21 protein-coding genes are annotated in these 14,045 nt (G+C 69.3%); 10 read left to right on the top strand and 11 right to left on the bottom strand.

All coding sequences use genetic code 11. From position 1 onward, the window contains the following. Positions 1-227 precede the first annotated feature (227 nt). On the top strand, positions 228-578 hold the full coding sequence (locus OG266_RS39520) for a hypothetical protein (RefSeq protein WP_371551707.1): 351 nt from the start codon (positions 228-230) through the stop codon (positions 576-578). Between the two features lie 73 nt (positions 579-651). Here the strand turns inward: OG266_RS39520 and OG266_RS39515 are convergent, their stop codons facing one another. Continuing rightward, positions 652-1,170, bottom strand: coding sequence for a hypothetical protein (locus tag OG266_RS39515; protein ID WP_371551705.1), 519 nt, complete (start codon positions 1,168-1,170; stop codon positions 652-654). Positions 1,171-1,205: 35 nt separating this feature from the next. Between OG266_RS39515 and OG266_RS39510 the strand changes: the two genes are divergently transcribed. Genes OG266_RS39510 through OG266_RS39500 form a run of 3 tightly spaced genes read left to right on the top strand, consistent with a single transcriptional unit; the run spans position 1,206 to position 3,015 of the window. Further along, positions 1,206-1,691, top strand: a complete 486-nt coding sequence (locus OG266_RS39510) for a hypothetical protein (protein ID WP_371551703.1) — start codon at positions 1,206-1,208, stop codon at positions 1,689-1,691. Next, complete coding sequence (locus tag OG266_RS39505; RefSeq protein ID WP_371551701.1) at positions 1,649-2,377, top strand: hypothetical protein; 729 nt, start codon at positions 1,649-1,651, stop codon at positions 2,375-2,377. Before OG266_RS39510 ends, OG266_RS39505 begins: the two co-directional genes overlap by 43 nt. 2 nt (positions 2,378-2,379) lie before the next feature. Beyond that, complete coding sequence (locus tag OG266_RS39500; RefSeq protein ID WP_371551700.1) at positions 2,380-3,015, top strand: hypothetical protein; 636 nt, start codon at positions 2,380-2,382, stop codon at positions 3,013-3,015. Between the two features lie 46 nt (positions 3,016-3,061). Here the strand turns inward: OG266_RS39500 and OG266_RS39495 are convergent, their stop codons facing one another. Next, positions 3,062-3,835, bottom strand: a complete 774-nt coding sequence (locus OG266_RS39495) for a hypothetical protein (protein WP_371551698.1) — start codon at positions 3,833-3,835, stop codon at positions 3,062-3,064. A 174-nt stretch (positions 3,836-4,009) separates the two neighbouring features. Here OG266_RS39495 and OG266_RS39490 point away from each other — a divergent pair, with 174 nt between their 5' ends. Further along, positions 4,010-4,264, top strand: coding sequence for a hypothetical protein (locus tag OG266_RS39490; RefSeq protein WP_371551697.1), 255 nt, complete (start codon positions 4,010-4,012; stop codon positions 4,262-4,264). 343 nt (positions 4,265-4,607) lie between these two features. Here the strand turns inward: OG266_RS39490 and OG266_RS39485 are convergent, their stop codons facing one another. The 3 genes from OG266_RS39485 to OG266_RS39475 are packed head-to-tail and all read right to left on the bottom strand — an operon-like array spanning position 4,608 to position 6,250. Continuing rightward, entirely contained in the window at positions 4,608-5,459 is an 852-nt protein-coding gene (locus OG266_RS39485) for a helix-turn-helix domain-containing protein (RefSeq protein WP_371551695.1), read from the bottom strand. Between the two features lie 25 nt (positions 5,460-5,484). Continuing rightward, the gene (locus tag OG266_RS39480) at positions 5,485-6,018 is read right to left on the bottom strand and encodes a DUF6879 family protein (protein WP_371551692.1); all 534 of its coding nucleotides are present in this window, start codon (positions 6,016-6,018) and stop codon (positions 5,485-5,487) included. Continuing rightward, positions 5,993-6,250, bottom strand: coding sequence for a hypothetical protein (locus OG266_RS39475; RefSeq protein WP_371551690.1), 258 nt, complete (start codon positions 6,248-6,250; stop codon positions 5,993-5,995). Before OG266_RS39475 ends, OG266_RS39480 begins: the two co-directional genes overlap by 26 nt. Positions 6,251-6,475: 225 nt before the next feature. Between OG266_RS39475 and OG266_RS39470 the strand changes: the two genes are divergently transcribed. Genes OG266_RS39470 through OG266_RS39460 form a run of 3 tightly spaced genes read left to right on the top strand, consistent with a single transcriptional unit; the run spans position 6,476 to position 7,043 of the window. After that, a complete protein-coding gene (locus tag OG266_RS39470; protein ID WP_371551688.1) occupies positions 6,476-6,706 on the top strand; it encodes a hypothetical protein in 231 nt (76 codons plus the stop codon). Further along, entirely contained in the window at positions 6,703-6,903 is a 201-nt protein-coding gene (locus tag OG266_RS39465) for a hypothetical protein (RefSeq protein WP_371551686.1), read from the top strand. The genes OG266_RS39470 and OG266_RS39465 overlap by 4 nt, the downstream gene beginning before the upstream one ends. Further along, the gene (locus OG266_RS39460) at positions 6,900-7,043 is read left to right on the top strand and encodes a hypothetical protein (protein ID WP_371551684.1); all 144 of its coding nucleotides are present in this window, start codon (positions 6,900-6,902) and stop codon (positions 7,041-7,043) included. Before OG266_RS39465 ends, OG266_RS39460 begins: the two co-directional genes overlap by 4 nt. Positions 7,044-7,959: 916 nt before the next feature. Here the strand turns inward: OG266_RS39460 and OG266_RS39455 are convergent. From OG266_RS39455 to OG266_RS39440, 4 genes are read right to left on the bottom strand one after another with little or no spacing between them, the layout of a single operon-like run. After that, entirely contained in the window at positions 7,960-8,745 is a 786-nt protein-coding gene (locus tag OG266_RS39455) for a hypothetical protein (RefSeq protein ID WP_371551682.1), read from the bottom strand. A 7-nt stretch (positions 8,746-8,752) separates the two neighbouring features. Continuing rightward, positions 8,753-8,899 (bottom strand): hypothetical protein, encoded by a 147-nt coding sequence (locus OG266_RS39450; RefSeq protein WP_371551680.1) that lies wholly within the window; start codon positions 8,897-8,899, stop codon positions 8,753-8,755. Further along, positions 8,896-9,663, bottom strand: a complete 768-nt coding sequence (locus OG266_RS39445; protein ID WP_371551678.1) for a hypothetical protein — start codon at positions 9,661-9,663, stop codon at positions 8,896-8,898. Before OG266_RS39445 ends, OG266_RS39450 begins: the two co-directional genes overlap by 4 nt. Continuing rightward, a complete protein-coding gene (locus tag OG266_RS39440; protein WP_371551676.1) occupies positions 9,660-10,043 on the bottom strand; it encodes a hypothetical protein in 384 nt (127 codons plus the stop codon). Before OG266_RS39440 ends, OG266_RS39445 begins: the two co-directional genes overlap by 4 nt. 199 nt (positions 10,044-10,242) lie before the next feature. On the opposite strand from OG266_RS39440, the gene purB reads away from it, so the two are divergent. Beyond that, positions 10,243-11,685, top strand: coding sequence for an adenylosuccinate lyase (gene purB, locus OG266_RS39435; protein WP_266468382.1), 1,443 nt, complete (start codon positions 10,243-10,245; stop codon positions 11,683-11,685). Positions 11,686-11,729: 44 nt separating this feature from the next. Continuing rightward, complete coding sequence (gene mug, locus OG266_RS39430) at positions 11,730-12,242, top strand: G/U mismatch-specific DNA glycosylase (RefSeq protein ID WP_371551675.1); 513 nt, start codon at positions 11,730-11,732, stop codon at positions 12,240-12,242. Positions 12,243-12,300: 58 nt separating this feature from the next. Here the strand turns inward: mug and OG266_RS39425 are convergent, their stop codons facing one another. Further along, entirely contained in the window at positions 12,301-13,023 is a 723-nt protein-coding gene (locus OG266_RS39425; protein ID WP_371551673.1) for an ABC transporter permease, read from the bottom strand. A gap of 2 nt (positions 13,024-13,025) precedes the next feature. Beyond that, entirely contained in the window at positions 13,026-13,961 is a 936-nt protein-coding gene (locus OG266_RS39420; protein ID WP_371551671.1) for an ABC transporter ATP-binding protein, read from the bottom strand. Positions 13,962-14,045 lie beyond the last annotated feature (84 nt).

Here is a 14,045-nt window from a genome sequence, read left to right as displayed (position 1 = left end):
TATCCCGCATGCGCCCCGTATGCGCGCCGTGCGCCAACCCCATGCGGAGGCGCGCACGCACGCACGTCGTCTTACAGACGTGCGTGTGCGTGCGCTCCGTGGGGCCGCAGTGACGACAGCGACGAACCACCCAGAGATCCCCCCTGAGACCCCCGTCGCATCCGGTTCCGCCGCCCCTCGCGAAATGGGCGCGCGCGAGTACATCGAACCCCCAGCTCAGGAGCACCATGCAACTCCAACTCGCACAACTCCAGTGGATGGAACGCGTCGCCACGGAGGCCCGCAAGCGCGGCTTCACCGTGTTCGTCCAGGACCGCACGAACCTCCGCCAGCACGAGGCGTCGCTCATCCTCACCCGCGGCCCGCGGATCATCCTGGTGTGGCTGCGTACGGGCCGTCGCAAGCCGCTCCCGCAGGTCGACGTCCACCGGCAGGCCGGCCGTGAGGCGCACGGTTTCTGGCCCGCCGACTGGCCGCTGATCCTGCGCGTGCTGCTGCGGGAGCCGGAGCCTGTCGTGGTGTCCCTGGCGAGCCGCACGGGCGTGCAGGACGGGCCCGACGGTGACGACATCGCGTGAGCCAGAGGTTGCTACCCCCGAGATGTCCCCGAGGAGCCGCCCGATGATGGTGGATGAGTGCGCCGCTACAGCCTCAGAGTTGAACGTCGGTGTTGATCAGGCTGGTGTCCCAGTTCTGCGGTGCCGCAGCAGCGATGCGCTCGACCAGCCGCCCGCAGAAGACCGGCACACTGACCAGAGCTTTGTCGGGGGTGCCAGTGTCGACGGCGAAGGCCGTCGTATCGGGGGTGAGCAGCACCGACCGGCCGTTGACCGCAGTGGGTTTCGGCACGCCGTATCCATGCAAAAGGGAGCAGCGCAGTTTGTAGATGATCTCTGCGTCCTCCTTCGGGACGCCGTGAGAAGTGAGCAGGCGCGCCCACCGATTGCCGACCGGGCCAGAGCCGGACAGTGTGTCCAACACGGTCATCGCCAGGCTCAAGCCGATCCACGACCTATTGCCGTCGCCTGCCCCTGTCACAAGATCGCGTCCGTTGGCTTCACGCATATCCCGCAGCGCGAGGACAAGGCTCGGATAGAGGTTGGAGTCGCGCAGCTCGCACCGGAGCATGGACGGGGCGGGATCGCTCCCGCGATCGAGCTGTGTAGTCATGCTGGCACGGTAGTCCGATCAGGATGGCGCGCCAGATGACCCGTCATGATCCCGAATTCGCTGCGCTGCTGCGGCCGGATGGCTCCGTGACCGTCCCGGCCATCATCGCCGCCGGCGGGGTCTACCTGCCTGCCGAGGTCTGCCACCCCCTGTGGCTCGCCCTCCGTGCCCAACTCGCGCAGCACCGCGCCGAGGGCGGCCGCGTCCGGCCCGAAGTCGCCGCCGCCATGGACACCTTGAGGGCCGCCTCTCTCGCCCACATGTCCACACACGGACCAACCTCGCGGACACCTGCGGACATCGAGCGACCCTCGGACCGCGAGCTGATCAGCACAGAACAGCTCGCCGTCCGGCTCCGCGTGAGTGAACGTCACGCACGTCGTCTGGCTGCACAGGCAGGCGTCACCCCGGCCGCGCGCAACGCGTGGCACCCGGACGACGCCCAGTACCTCGTGAACAGCCACAGGAAGGCCGACGGATGCCCGCCACCGAGACCGCCCCACCCGACGCGCACGCCCTGACCGACGCCGAGGTCGACGCCATCGTCACCGACGCACAGACCGAGGCCAACGACGCAGCCAAGGCCGTCAAGACCGCTGAACAGATCCTCCGCGGCGAGATGTTGCCCGTCACCGGCTGGACCCTGGACGACCTCACCCCGGCCCGCTTCGCCGAACTACGCGCCGCCGCTGAACACGCAGCGCTGAAGGTACCGGCCGCCGTCCGCCGCCAGGCCGAGATCCGCGACGCACGCATGCAGGCCCGGCATGCGGAGATCAAGGCCATGATCCGCGCCGAGGCCGCCTCCGACCTCAACGGCGCCCCCGAACTCCTCTCCGCGTACGACGCGTTCGAGGCGTCCGCGCGGGGCCTCGCCGAGGCAGTCGCCGCCCACAACGGCCGCATCGTGAAGTGGGGCCGGCAGATGGGCGCGGCAGGCATCTCGCCCATCCAAGGCGAGGGCCGCGCCCTCGACGCGCTCGCGCACATGGTGGGCGGGGAGAACGTCACGATCGGCCAGAAGGTCTACCGGAAGATGCGCGCCGGAACGCTCCTCGCAGTCGCCCTGCACCGCGTGCTCGCCGCGTACCCGCGCGAGATGCGCCTGTACAACGTCGGCCAGGAGCTGGCACACGACGGAGAAATGCACGACCGGAGCTCCGGCGAGGCCCTGGACGTCCACGCCCTCATCCGGAGGGACGCGTGACGATGACTACGCCCGAAGCGCCTGCGAACCCGTTCGCCACCCATCCCAACGAGGACCCCGACCACCTCGCCGCGCGGCAGTCCCGCATCGACTTCGCCGCGAAGGCCGAGGAGATCCGCAACGCCGCGCACTGGTCCGACTCGTACAAGGCCGAGCAGCTCGCCGAGCTGTACCAGGAGCACGTGCAAGAGGTCGCTGGAGCGTACGAGCGGGTCACCGAGCGCCGGCGCGCCCGCCTCGACTACCTCACCTCGCTGGTGCCGTCCGGGCCGGGCATCCCAGACGACGTCAGCCCCGCTGACCGTGCGGTCCTGATCGCCGCCTTCCGCACCGCGCTCGACACGGCGAAGGCCGCGCCCAGGGAGCAGCGCGGCCGGCTGCTCGCAGAGGCCGCGAGGTACGGCGACACCGCCATGCAGCGCGCGGTACTCCAGCACGCCTCCGACAGCGGTGACGTCCACCTCGTGAACTCCTGGGTGGCCGAGACGCACGGCGTACGCGGCTTCAGCGACGAGAAGCGGCAGCTCACGAGCGCGCTGAACAGCGGGCCTGGCAAGGGTGGTTGGTCTGGCTGGGACTTCAAGGACTTCCACACCCCGCCAGTGCCGCCCGAGGTCGCCCGGGCGGTGTCGCCCTGACCTCTGTGCCCCGGCCTGCCCGCGGCGATGACCGCGGGCAGGCCGCTTAGACGGTGGCGCGGGCCCCGTACCGCTGAGTGGTGTGCTCCAGCAGCGTCAGGCACGCCTTCGCGAGGCGCTCAAGTTCGTCGTCGTTGATCACCATGCCGACCAGATAGCCGTCAGCCGTCGGTATCGCGCTACGCGGCGTCGCGGCACGCAGGTTGGGCCAGAAACGACCGTGAGCGAAGCCCGAGGCCACCCGCCAGGATGCCTGAACGCGCACCGGGTCGAGGCCCGCTTCCTTGGCGGCTGTGGCGATGATCGAGCCTGCCTTGTGGCCTGGTAGCGGGTTCAAGCCGAGGGTGGTCGCAAGCTGCTCGATCTCCTCCTGCCGCTGCTCGCCCGACTTCCCTTGGCCCGTGACGACGTGCTGGACATCCTTCTCGTGCTGGCCGCGGTTACGCATGTCCTCGCGCCACAGGGCCAGGGCGCGAGCACGTCGCTCAGACCGATCCTTGCCCGACAAGAGCCATACGGAGGTGGCGAAGTTCTCCAGGGCGCCGCGCAAGAGGGTCCATGGGCTGTAGGGATCGATCTGCCCTGTCATGGTGACGTTGCGGCTCAGCGCGTCTACGTGGGAAAGGCCGGCGGTGAAGGACGTGCGGATCAGGATGCTGCCGTCACGGGGCTTCAGCGGGGCATCGTCCGTGGCGAGGCTGCTGTGCGGTGCGGGTTCCGGCAGCTGCCGGTAGTGGCCTTCAGCGCGGTAGGGCTCGACTGCCTGGAAGAGAGGGAGGAGGTACGCGACGTCGTCCGGTCGCTTGGTACTTGTTGCCATGAGATGCAGGCTATGACTGGTTCGTGGTGTCACGCTCCTCATTTCTCGATTGTGACTCGATGCCCGTGGTGTCCCGTGTGCGCGTCACGAGGACCTGCCCCCGGTTTGCCTGTTGTCGACCGTGGTCGTACATTCCCGCTCCACCTCGCCCAAGCGGGGTGGGAAGGAAGCGACATGAGCGAGTCGTTCGAGGAACTGGAAGCGCGGTACAGGGCCGCCCTGAACCGAGTGGGCAAGGCGTACCGGGCCCTGCACGAGGCCATGGGCGACCCCACGCCAATTCCCCCCGGGGAGGAGCCCCCGCTCCTGAGCAAGACCGAGCGCGACGCACAAACCGAAGCCATGCAGGCCCTCCAGGAGTACGTCCCCCTGCGAGACCTGTACTGGGCGACCCGATGGGGTCGGGAGGGAAACCCGCCGCAGTCCTGACGACCGTCCAGCAGCGCACGGCACCCTCACGACGAGGGGCCGGGAGCTTCGTCGTGCCAGGCGCGAGTCAGAAGTTTCCCCCGTTCCCTGTGCAGAGGGGCGTAGGGCACTCGTAGGAGACCGTTCCCACGGGATCGACGGTCTCCTCGAACATCCCTGTGGCTTCACGCCACCTCGGCCGTTTTGGGCGGTGGCACTCATCGCATCGTGGGTGTGGGAGGTTACGGACTTCAGAGCGGTGGCAGGACCGCGGGAGGTCTGTCATGGCGTGACCGTCGCACGGAATTCGCGGGTTGTCTGAGGCGCTTCCCCCGGGCGCAGTTCAGCGGCCACGCGGCCACGTTCAGCGCAGTGCGTCGATGGCCTTCACGATCAGGGCGCGCGCGTCCGCGCCGTACACGGCCATGGTCCGCAGTTCCTCGAACGCCTTGAGGTACAGAGCGATCTCCGTGGGCTGGGTGATGTTCACCTGCGCCGACAGCAACTCGACCGAGACGAGGGTGTCGTCGTACATGTGGAACAGTTCCTGCGGCCACAGGACCCGTTCCTGGGTCGCCTTGGGGATGACGCCGAGCGACACCGAGGGCACCGCCCCCGCGGTGAGCAGGTAGCCGAGCTGGGCGGCCATCGCATCATGGTCGCCCAACTGGTGGTACAGCACGCCCTCTTCGATCAACAGGACGAACCGGTGCCCCGGCTCATGGATGATCTGCGAGCGTTCGAGGCGAGCCACGGCGGCCTGTGCCGCGTCATCAGGGATGTCGAGCAGGCGGGCGTTGGCGGACAGCAGGGCGCGCGCGTACCCCTCGGTCTGCAGCAGGCCGGGAACCAGCGTCGGCGAGTAGATCCGGAACAGGCCTGTCGACCGGAACAACTGCACGTAGCTGTCCTGCAGTTGACGCAGGCCGAGGCGAACGCGGCGCCGCCACTCCGTGTACATGGACTCCGCGTTGAGCGATGCGGCGATCAGGTCCGCCGCTCGGTTCGGTGCCTTGCAGGTGGTGCACCAGAGCCGGATATCGGTGGGCGACGGAGGTGTCTTGGCGTTCTCAATGCGGGAGGTCTTGGCGTGGTGCCAGCCGCAGCTGGCGGCCAGCTCGACGACCGTCAGACCGGCGTCCTTGCGGAGGTCGCGCAGTTGACCGGCCACGTTCTCACGTGCGGCCTGGGCCGAGGACGACGGGGAGATGGGCATGAGCTGACCTGTCCGGTGCTTCCTGTCAGTGGATTTCGTACTGGTCGTGCGGGGTGGCGCGGTCCCATACCGCCTCGAAGGCATCCACGCACTGCTTCACGATGCCGGGCTCGGCGCGCAGTTCGAGGGGTGGATCCGCCCAACCGCCGTCTCCGCTGAAGTGGTTGAACAGCACCCGCGCACCATCAAAGATCCACAGGTCGCAGCCGGGCAGCAGCAGGTCGACGGCGAGGCGGCGCGGCAGCCACCGCACCTGCTCGCCGGCGTACACGTTGACGCTCGTCCCGGCGTGCTCGTAGCGGATGTAGTCGGTGACGGGTTCGGACACGATGCGCGCCCGGCGCACGTCGACGCCGCGGGCTTTCGCCCGGGAGATGCGGTCGACCCAGGGTGCCCAGTAGGCGGAGCCCGGATCAGAGTCGCGCCAGTCCGTCTCCTTCCACTGCTGGAAGTCGTCGGCCTCGTCGCCCACGCCGTACACGTCGCGCATTTCAAGGTGGACGGCGGAGTGCTGCGCGGCTTCGAGCAGGTCGTTAAAGCGCAGCTCGCTCTGCGGCATCGCAGGCCTCCCTCAGCAGTGGCACAAGGTGTACGGGGATACGGACGACCGTTTCGTGGGCGGGGATGCCCTGGTCGTGTCCGGGCGCGGTGTTCTCCACGCACTGGGTTCGCGTCTGGTCGTCGGCGGTGTAGCTCTGGAGCACGATGTCGGCGTTCTCCAGGTCGACCCAGGCTGTGGGAGATCCGCTCTGCCCTGTTTCTGGGTCGATGCCGATGAACTGTAAGGCCATGGCTGCCCTCCGCTTGTGGGTTGTGCTCGGATGTGCACCAACATCACTCTGCAGGTGAGGTCTGGTCAAGACCGCGAACCAGCCACGGCCCGACACTGGTGCACCTACGCACATCGGTGCACATTGCTGGCTGTGCTGCACATCACGCTCCTAGCGTCGGGAGACACAACGAAACCCGGCGGCCGCGTGAACGGCCCCGGGCTTGGCCGACTGGTTGGAGTCGACATGCCGGAGCCTACGCAGACTGCGGGCACCGCGAACAGTCCCACTGGATACGGCTGGTGCGCGTGGCACCAGGGGTTCGCGCGGGGCGTGCGGCTCATTGATGTGATCGAGCACAGCTCCGGGCCGGGAACCGCTGGCAACCACTTCGCCTGCCGCCCCTGCCGCGAGGCCTACGACCTGGTCCCGCTCGCCGACCAGCCGATGCCCGGGGCGGGGGTCGACGCGACATGACTGGCCGTGCCTACATGCGCTATCCCCTTGTCATACGGCCCATCGCGGCCCCGGAGTACGAGGCGCTGCTGACTCACTGCACGGGCTGCGACTCGTGCCGGGCGGTCCCGGAGCGCGAGTGCCCGCGGGCCGGGGCCCTGCGCCGCGAGTGGCAGAGCAGGCGCCGCCAGATCGTCCGCGCGGGGAGGTCGCGGTGAGCACCTCTACGCTGCCCCGCCGGCGCGGTCGGATCTCCGGCTACTGCTGGGAAGAACACCCGCGCACGCACGTCCACTGCACCGACCCGGCCGGGCACGCCGGGAAGCACTGGCACCCTTACACCAAGACCAGTTGGTAGACCGCCCGTCCCGTACCCCGCGCCTGGGGGCGGGCGGGAGCGGCCCCCGTGACGGTTACGCGTCTCCCGTCCGGGGGCCGTTCTGTGCGGGCCGAGCAACTACGCGTGGTTGCTAGCCTGCGGTCCAGTCGTCAGAACCGTGAATGATCGCGTCGAGCCGGGACACATCGAGGGCCCCCACGGGTAGCGCCTCGATGAGGGGAGCCTGCTTCGGTCCCCATTCGTAGCTCCCATCTGGTAGTTCTCTACCGCGCTGCAAGGACCCGTTGCCGCTACGCCGCCACCGAAGGTCGGCGGCATCGGTGAAGTCGAGCAGGGTGACCGCGTGACGGGGCCTGGATCGGAAAAGCGCGGAGGGCACAACCGCCACTCGCGTTAGGCGTGGACTCACATGTTCGGTATCTACGCTGAAGACAAGTTGTACGCCGTCGTATGAGGCGACTACATCGCGCAGCGGCTGGCCGCTGCCGTTGTAGACGAGGAAAAACCACTGGCCTTCCACCCCTTGGAGGCGGGATTCACCTCGGCGGAACATCGCCAGTACGCGTGAGGCGTGCCGGAGGGAGTCCCGCTCATCGGCCGTACGTTCCCTTGCATCGAGCGCTCTCTCTCGCTCGGTCAAACGTGCAGCCTGTTGCCGCTGGAGGCGGTACGCGGCGTAGCTCACGCTCAGTGCGCCAAGGGCAACTAGACAGCCTGTAGCGGCCATTGCAACTTCCCACATGTTGCCGATTGTGAGTTCAGCGTCACCGAGCGTCTACTTGCTTGCAAGAACGGGCCCCGCCGCGAGGGGGATTCACGGCGGGGCCCGGTTCGTTGTGGCGCGGTCACTGCTGATGTCCGCAGTCCTTCACCCACCATCCGCAGACCTTGCAGTAGTCGTAGGTCGCGGCGACGAGGTTCAACAGGCGCTCGATCACTTGTCGTTCACCTCCTCACGCGGTGCGTGGTAGGTGCACAGAACCCCGTTCGGGTCGTACGCCGCTTTCGCCTGCGCACGCCTGCGAGCTGCATCAACGTCGTTTCCGGGGGCAACCCCCCTCGGTGGGGGAGTGGCGGACCAATCGGACATCTGCCACGCCGTGACGGCCCACGCGAGGGGCACTAGGTAGATCAAGTGCGGGGCCCTGCCGAGGAGCTGCGCGTAGAAGATCCCCGCGAGGAGCGACAGCACCAGGCGCAGCAGGCCTGCCACGAAGTCGCCGAGCGTCGACACGACGGGCGCGAGGATGTATCCGGCGAGGCCTGCGACGCTGGACGCAAGTCCGAGGCTGATCCCGGCGAGGATGCCGCGGGCGAAGTCCCACCGCAGGCCGCGGATGCTCGAGATAGCCAGCACGACGACCGTGGCCAGGATGATGACCGCGTGGCCGCCCGGGGTGAGGGCGAGGTGCGTGGAGCGGGTGACGTCCGGCGAGGTGCTGCCGACGCCGTAGACGAGGACGACTTCACCGATCTGGTTCGTGCCCCACAGGGACCAGTCGGCGATGGCGCCGATGAGGCCGCCGGCCGAGAGGATGAGCAGCGTGCCGTAGGAGAGGCAGAGCAGGGTCGGGGCGAGGCGGCGCAGGGCCTTGACCGTGAACCGCTTCTTCGGGTGGCTGGTCCACCATCGGCTGAAGTCCCACGCGAACAGGGACAGTCCGACGGTGACGCCCCCGAGGGAGACGAGACCGTACGTAGGGATGTCGAGCGGAGGCATTGCGGTCCTATCGGACGAGCGCCACGCCGAGCGCGGCGAGGGTGAGGATGAACGCGCACGTGCCGGTGATCGCGGGCACGGTGCGGGGGCCGGTGAGCCACAGGCCGAGGAGGCCGAGCAGGGCAGAGAGCCCGAAGAACGCGGCGAGGATCACGAGCCGATGAGCTCGGCTTGGATGCGTTGCGCGCGTGGCTGGCCGATGGAGTACGTATCCCGAAGGGCTCTGATCGAGGGGGCGCGGCCGTCGGCGAGCAGCTGCTCGAAGTCGTCGCGGGCCTTGATGGTGAGGTCGTCCTCGGAGCCGTCGGCGCGCGCGTATCCGGGCGGGAGCGGGAGCGTATCCGGTGTATCCGTGTCCGTATCCGGGGCGGGTACGTCGTTCTCGGCGCGGTCGTGTTCCGCCTGCTCAGTGTCGGGATACACGTCCGGGTACGCCGGGGTACGCGGTAGCTCTTCCAGGCGCAGGAACGGGCCGAGGACGGGCAGCACGGGCGCCTCGACGACCGGTGCGACGGGCGGTGTATCCCGGCGTACCTCGACGGGCGGGTACGCCTCGGATACAGCGGGCACGGCGTCCGTCACAGATGAGGCAGACGGTGCGGTCTCGCTGAGCCGGTGGACCCGCCACAGCACGAGCGGGGCGATCGCCGATACCGCCACGACGAGGGGCACGTTCACGGGCAGCAGGTCGACCTCGACGAGGTGGCTCGCCGCGTTCACCGCGACGAGCACGACGACCACGACGAGGACGTCGCGGTGTGCCCGGAGCGCGGCGATGGCGTAGATGTCGAGCGCGGCCGGCACGCCAGCGGCGACGTACGGGCCGAACCCGCACGCCACGGCGAGCTGGTACTCAGCGGACGCGAGGACGACGAGGACCGCGACCAGGGCAGCCCACAGCAGCGGGTCGCGCTTCACTGGCCACCCCCGGCGAGGATCGTGGCGAGCTGGCTGCCAAGTTCGCGGAGCTGGACGGCGGCCGCGGTGAGGTCGTCGGCGAGCTGCTCGACGCTTTCCGGGGTGTGGGTGCGGGTGAGGTCGGCGACCTCCACATAGAGGCCAACGCTGCGATCGACGGTGGCGAACGGGGCCTGCGTCAGGAACGCCCGGAACACCTCCCGGCCGCCGGGGGCGATGACGTGTTCGGGCCCGTCGTGGCTGATGTCGACCTTGTATCCGGCGCGGGGGTCGGGGTGGCCGGCGCACCAGTCGGGTTCGTCGATCTCCAGGGGCTTGTGGATGAAGATGTTCACCACGGCAGTGCGGTGCTCGTCGGGGTGGGCGGTACGGTCTTCCACGGGTCTGACTCCTTGATCGAGAAGGATTCGGATCAAGGCCTCGGACCGGGCTCTCACACACCGGTCCGAGGCCGCCCCGTCTCACACGCGTCTCACAGACGATGTGTCGCGGGATGGACTCACAGACCACTGACCGTGGATTTCATGGACGACGTAGACGCGTCAGAGGCGCCATATACAGCCGGTATGCTCCGTACACGTGACTGCCGCGCCTGCAAAGCCCCGTATCCCCAACGTCCTCGCCGGACGCTACGCCTCCGCCGAGCTCGCCACGCTCTGGTCGCCCGAGCAGAAGGTGAGGCTGGAGCGTCAGCTCTGGGTCGCCGTGCTGCGGGCTCAGAAGGACCTCGGGATCGAGGTGCCGGACGCCGCGATCGCCGACTACGAGCGGGTGCTCGACCAGGTCGACCTGGCCTCGATCGCCGAGCGCGAGAAGGTCACGCGGCACGACGTGAAGGCGCGGATCGAGGAGTTCAACGACCTCGCCGGGCATGAGCACGTCCACAAGGGCATGACGTCGCGGGACCTCACGGAGAACGTCGAGCAGTTGCAGATCCGGCTCTCGCTGGAGCTGGTGCGGGACCGTAGCGTCGCCGTCCTGGCGCGCCTGGGCAAGCTCGCGGGTGAGTACGGCGAGCTGGTCATGGCCGGCCGCTCGCACAACGTGGCGGCGCAGGCCACCACCCTCGGCAAGCGCTTCGCGACCGCCGCCGACGAGCTGCTCGTGGCGTACGGCCGGGTCGAGGAGCTGCTCGGCCGTTACCCGCTGCGTGGCATCAAGGGTCCGGTCGGCACGGCTCAGGACATGCTCGACCTGCTCGGTGGCGACGCGGCGAAGCTCGCCGACCTTGAGCAGCGGATCGCCCGGCACCTCGGCTTCTCGCAGGCGTTCACCTCCGTCGGCCAGGTCTACCCGCGCTCGCTCGACTACGAGGTGGTGACCGCGCTGGTGCAGCTGGCGGCGGCCCCGTCCTCGACCGCCAAGACGATCCGGCTGATGGCCGGGCACGAGCTGGTGACCGAGGGCTTCAAGCCGGGCCAGGTCGGCTCCTCCGCGATGCCGCACAAGATGAACACCCGCTCCTGCGAGCGCGTCAACGGCCTGATGGTGATCCTGCGCGGCTACGCCTCGATGACCGGTGAGCTGGCGGGCGACCAGTGGAACGAGGGCGACGTGTCGTGCTCGGTCGTACGCCGGGTGGCGCTGCCCGACGCGTTCTTCGCCCTTGACGGCCTGCTGGAGACCTTCCTCACCGTCCTCGACGAGTTCGGCGCGTTCCCGGCCGTCGTGGCGCGTGAGCTGGACCGCTACCTGCCGTTCCTGGCGACGACCAAGGTCCTGATGGGCGCGGTGCGCGCGGGTGTCGGCCGGGAGGTCGCGCACGAGGCCATCAAGGAGAACGCGGTCGCGTCCGCCCTCGCCATGCGCGAGCAGGGCACCGAGCGCAACGAGCTGCTCGACAAGCTCGCCGCGGACGAGCGCATCCCGCTGGACCGCGCACAGCTCGACGAGCTGATGGCCGACAAGCTGTCCTTCACGGGCGCCGCCGCCGACCAGGTCGCCGCGGTGGTCGGCCGTATCGACGAGATCGTTAAGCAGCACCCGGAGGCCGCGGGATACACGCCGGGGGCGATCCTCTGACGCGGCTCACTCCCGCGGACCTGGAGGCCGCCCGCGACCGGCTCGTGCCGGACGTCGTCGCGGACAACGTCGACGGCGGCCTCCGGGTGCTTTTCTGCGGCATCAATCCGGGTCTGATGACGGCCGCCACGGGTCACCACTTCGCGCGTCCCGGCAACCGGTTCTGGCCGGTGCTGCACCTCTCCGGGTTCACGCCGCGGCTGCTGAAGCCTTCGGAGCAGGGCGAGTTGCCGTCGTACGGACTCGGCATCACGAACGTCGTGGCGCGCGCCACGGCTCGTGCCGACGAGCTGTCCGCCGAGGAGTACCGCGAGGGCGGGCGGCTGCTGACCGCCAAGGTGCAGCGGCTGCGGCCGCGTTGGCTGGCCGTGGTGGGCGTGACCGCGTACCGGGCGGCGTTCGGTGAGCGCAAGGCCGTCATCGGTCCGCAGGAGCGGCTGATCGGGGTCAGCAGGGTGTGGGTGCTGCCCAATCCCAGTGGGCTCAACGCGCATTGGACGGCGGCGACGATGGCGGAGGAGTTCGGGCGGTTGCGGACGGCTGCCGCTGAGACGTAACAGGCTGTGCTCCTCGGAGAGTTCCGCGGAGCACAGCCGAACGATCGTGGCGAGTCGGTCAGGCGTCGCGGCGCCGGATGCTCCACGCGCCGGCCGCCAGGGCTGTCGCCGTCCAGGCCGCGGTCACGGCGAGTCCCGTCCAGGCGCCGAGGGCTCCGTCCCACGTCTCGTGGAAGACCACCTGGCCCGCCTTGTCGGGCAGGAAGTCGGCCACGCCGGCCGACGCGGTCCCGACGACGAAGGAGACGATCAGGAGGAACGGGATCAGGATGCTCAGCGTGGCGACGCCGCTGCGCAGGACGGCGGTGAGACCGGCCGCGAACAGGGCCATGAGCATCAGATAGATGCCGCAGCCGACGACTCCGCGCAGTTCCTCGCTCCAGGTCAGCCCGCTCGCCTTCGTCCCCAGAGCCGCCTTGCCCACCACCAGGCTCACAACTCCCGTGCCCAGGCCGACAGTCAGCGCGGGAATGGCGATCGCCACGGCCTTGGCCGCGAACCACCGCAGCCGGTCGGGCACCGCGGCCAACGACACCCGCAGCGCACCGCCCTGGAACTCGGCCGAGACCGCCTGCGCGCCGAACGTGATCGCCGCGATCTGTCCGAAGCTGACGCCGAAGAACGCCGAGAACAGCGGGTCGAAATCCTCGCCTTCGCCGTCGAGCCCGGCGATGGCCGAGAAGAGCGCGGTGGCGAGGAGAACGCCGCACAGTCCTCCGACCAGCGACCGCAGGGTCCGGATCTTGATCCACTCGGCTCGGAGTGCGGGGGCGAACGTCATGGTCAGGCCTCCTGAGGCTGCGTCGGGGACGGCGTGGCGGCGAACTCGGTCTCGGTGGCCGTCAGATCCAGGTAGGCCTGCTCCAACGTGCCTTCCTCCGCCGCGAGTTCGAGGATGGGCACGCCCGAGGCCGAGGTGAGGCGTCCGATGTCCTCCACGCGCGCGTCGAGCACGGTCCAGCGTCCGTCCTCGCCCTCGACGGCCTCGATGCCGTGGTCCTTGAACAGGCCGCCCAGAGCGCCGCCGTCAGTGGTGCGCACCCGTACGCGGGGCTGCACGCGTGCGTCGATGAATCCCCGCATGGGTGTGTCGGCGAGCAGCCGGCCCCGGCCGAGGACGACGAGGTGGTCGGCGAAGGACGCGGTCTCGTTCATGAGGTGGCTGGAGACGAGCACCGTGCGGCCCTCTCGGGCCAGCTCGCGCATCAACTCCCGCATCCAGATGATCCCTTCGGGGTCGAGCCCGTTCGACGGTTCGTCGAGCAGCACCACGGGCGGGTCCCCGAGGAGCGCGCCCGCGACGCCCAGCCGCTGGCGCATCCCCAGGGAGTACGTCTTCACCCGGCGCCGTGCGACGGAAGCAAGCCCCACCTGCTCGAGGACCGCGTCCACGCGGCGCTCCGGGATGCGGTTGCTCGCGGCGAGCGCCCGCAGATGGTTGCGGGCGGTCCGCGATCCGTGCGGGGCCTGCGCGTCGAGCAGGGCGCCGACGTGGCGCAGGGGCTCGTGGATGTCGGCGTAGGCGCGGCCGCCGATGGTGGCGGTGCCGGACGTGGGCCGGTCCAGGCCGAGCACGAGCCGCATGGTGGTGGACTTTCCGGCGCCGTTGGGACCGAGGAAGCCGGTGACGCGGCCGGGGAGGACGCTGAAGGTGAGCTGGTCCACGGCGCGGGTGCTGCCGTACTCCTTGGTGAGGTCTTGGACGTCGATGCTGGTCATGGGCCCAGCCTGGCCGCCGGTGAGGGATCGTCACCTCCCCCGCGGGGGGACACCGTCTCCCCCGCCCGGGGGAAGCCTGTTGTC

This window comes from Streptomyces sp. NBC_00554 (genome assembly GCF_041431135.1).
Lineage (GTDB): Bacteria > Actinomycetota > Actinomycetes > Streptomycetales > Streptomycetaceae > Streptomyces.
The sequence above is the reverse complement of the archived record's forward strand: the minus strand, read 5'-3'. Positions and strand labels throughout refer to the sequence as shown.

Excerpts from the sequence above, each read along its gene's own strand:
- OG266_RS39520 (WP_371551707.1), top strand. The coding sequence starts at position 228 with ATGCAACTCCAACTCGCACAACTCCAGTGGATGGAACGCGTCGCCACG.
- OG266_RS39515 (WP_371551705.1), bottom strand. The coding sequence starts at position 1,170 with ATGACTACACAGCTCGATCGCGGGAGCGATCCCGCCCCGTCCATGCTC.
- OG266_RS39510 (WP_371551703.1), top strand. The coding sequence starts at position 1,206 with ATGACCCGTCATGATCCCGAATTCGCTGCGCTGCTGCGGCCGGATGGC.
- OG266_RS39505 (WP_371551701.1), top strand. The coding sequence starts at position 1,649 with ATGCCCGCCACCGAGACCGCCCCACCCGACGCGCACGCCCTGACCGAC.
- OG266_RS39500 (WP_371551700.1), top strand. The coding sequence starts at position 2,380 with ATGACTACGCCCGAAGCGCCTGCGAACCCGTTCGCCACCCATCCCAAC.
- OG266_RS39495 (WP_371551698.1), bottom strand. The coding sequence starts at position 3,835 with ATGGCAACAAGTACCAAGCGACCGGACGACGTCGCGTACCTCCTCCCT.
- OG266_RS39490 (WP_371551697.1), top strand. The coding sequence starts at position 4,010 with ATGAGCGAGTCGTTCGAGGAACTGGAAGCGCGGTACAGGGCCGCCCTG.
- OG266_RS39485 (WP_371551695.1), bottom strand. The coding sequence starts at position 5,459 with ATGCCCATCTCCCCGTCGTCCTCGGCCCAGGCCGCACGTGAGAACGTG.
- OG266_RS39480 (WP_371551692.1), bottom strand. The coding sequence starts at position 6,018 with ATGCCGCAGAGCGAGCTGCGCTTTAACGACCTGCTCGAAGCCGCGCAG.
- OG266_RS39475 (WP_371551690.1), bottom strand. The coding sequence starts at position 6,250 with ATGGCCTTACAGTTCATCGGCATCGACCCAGAAACAGGGCAGAGCGGA.
- OG266_RS39470 (WP_371551688.1), top strand. The coding sequence starts at position 6,476 with ATGCCGGAGCCTACGCAGACTGCGGGCACCGCGAACAGTCCCACTGGA.
- OG266_RS39465 (WP_371551686.1), top strand. The coding sequence starts at position 6,703 with ATGACTGGCCGTGCCTACATGCGCTATCCCCTTGTCATACGGCCCATC.
- OG266_RS39455 (WP_371551682.1), bottom strand. The coding sequence starts at position 8,745 with ATGCCTCCGCTCGACATCCCTACGTACGGTCTCGTCTCCCTCGGGGGC.
- OG266_RS39425 (WP_371551673.1), bottom strand. The coding sequence starts at position 13,023 with ATGACGTTCGCCCCCGCACTCCGAGCCGAGTGGATCAAGATCCGGACC.
- OG266_RS39420 (WP_371551671.1), bottom strand. The coding sequence starts at position 13,961 with ATGACCAGCATCGACGTCCAAGACCTCACCAAGGAGTACGGCAGCACC.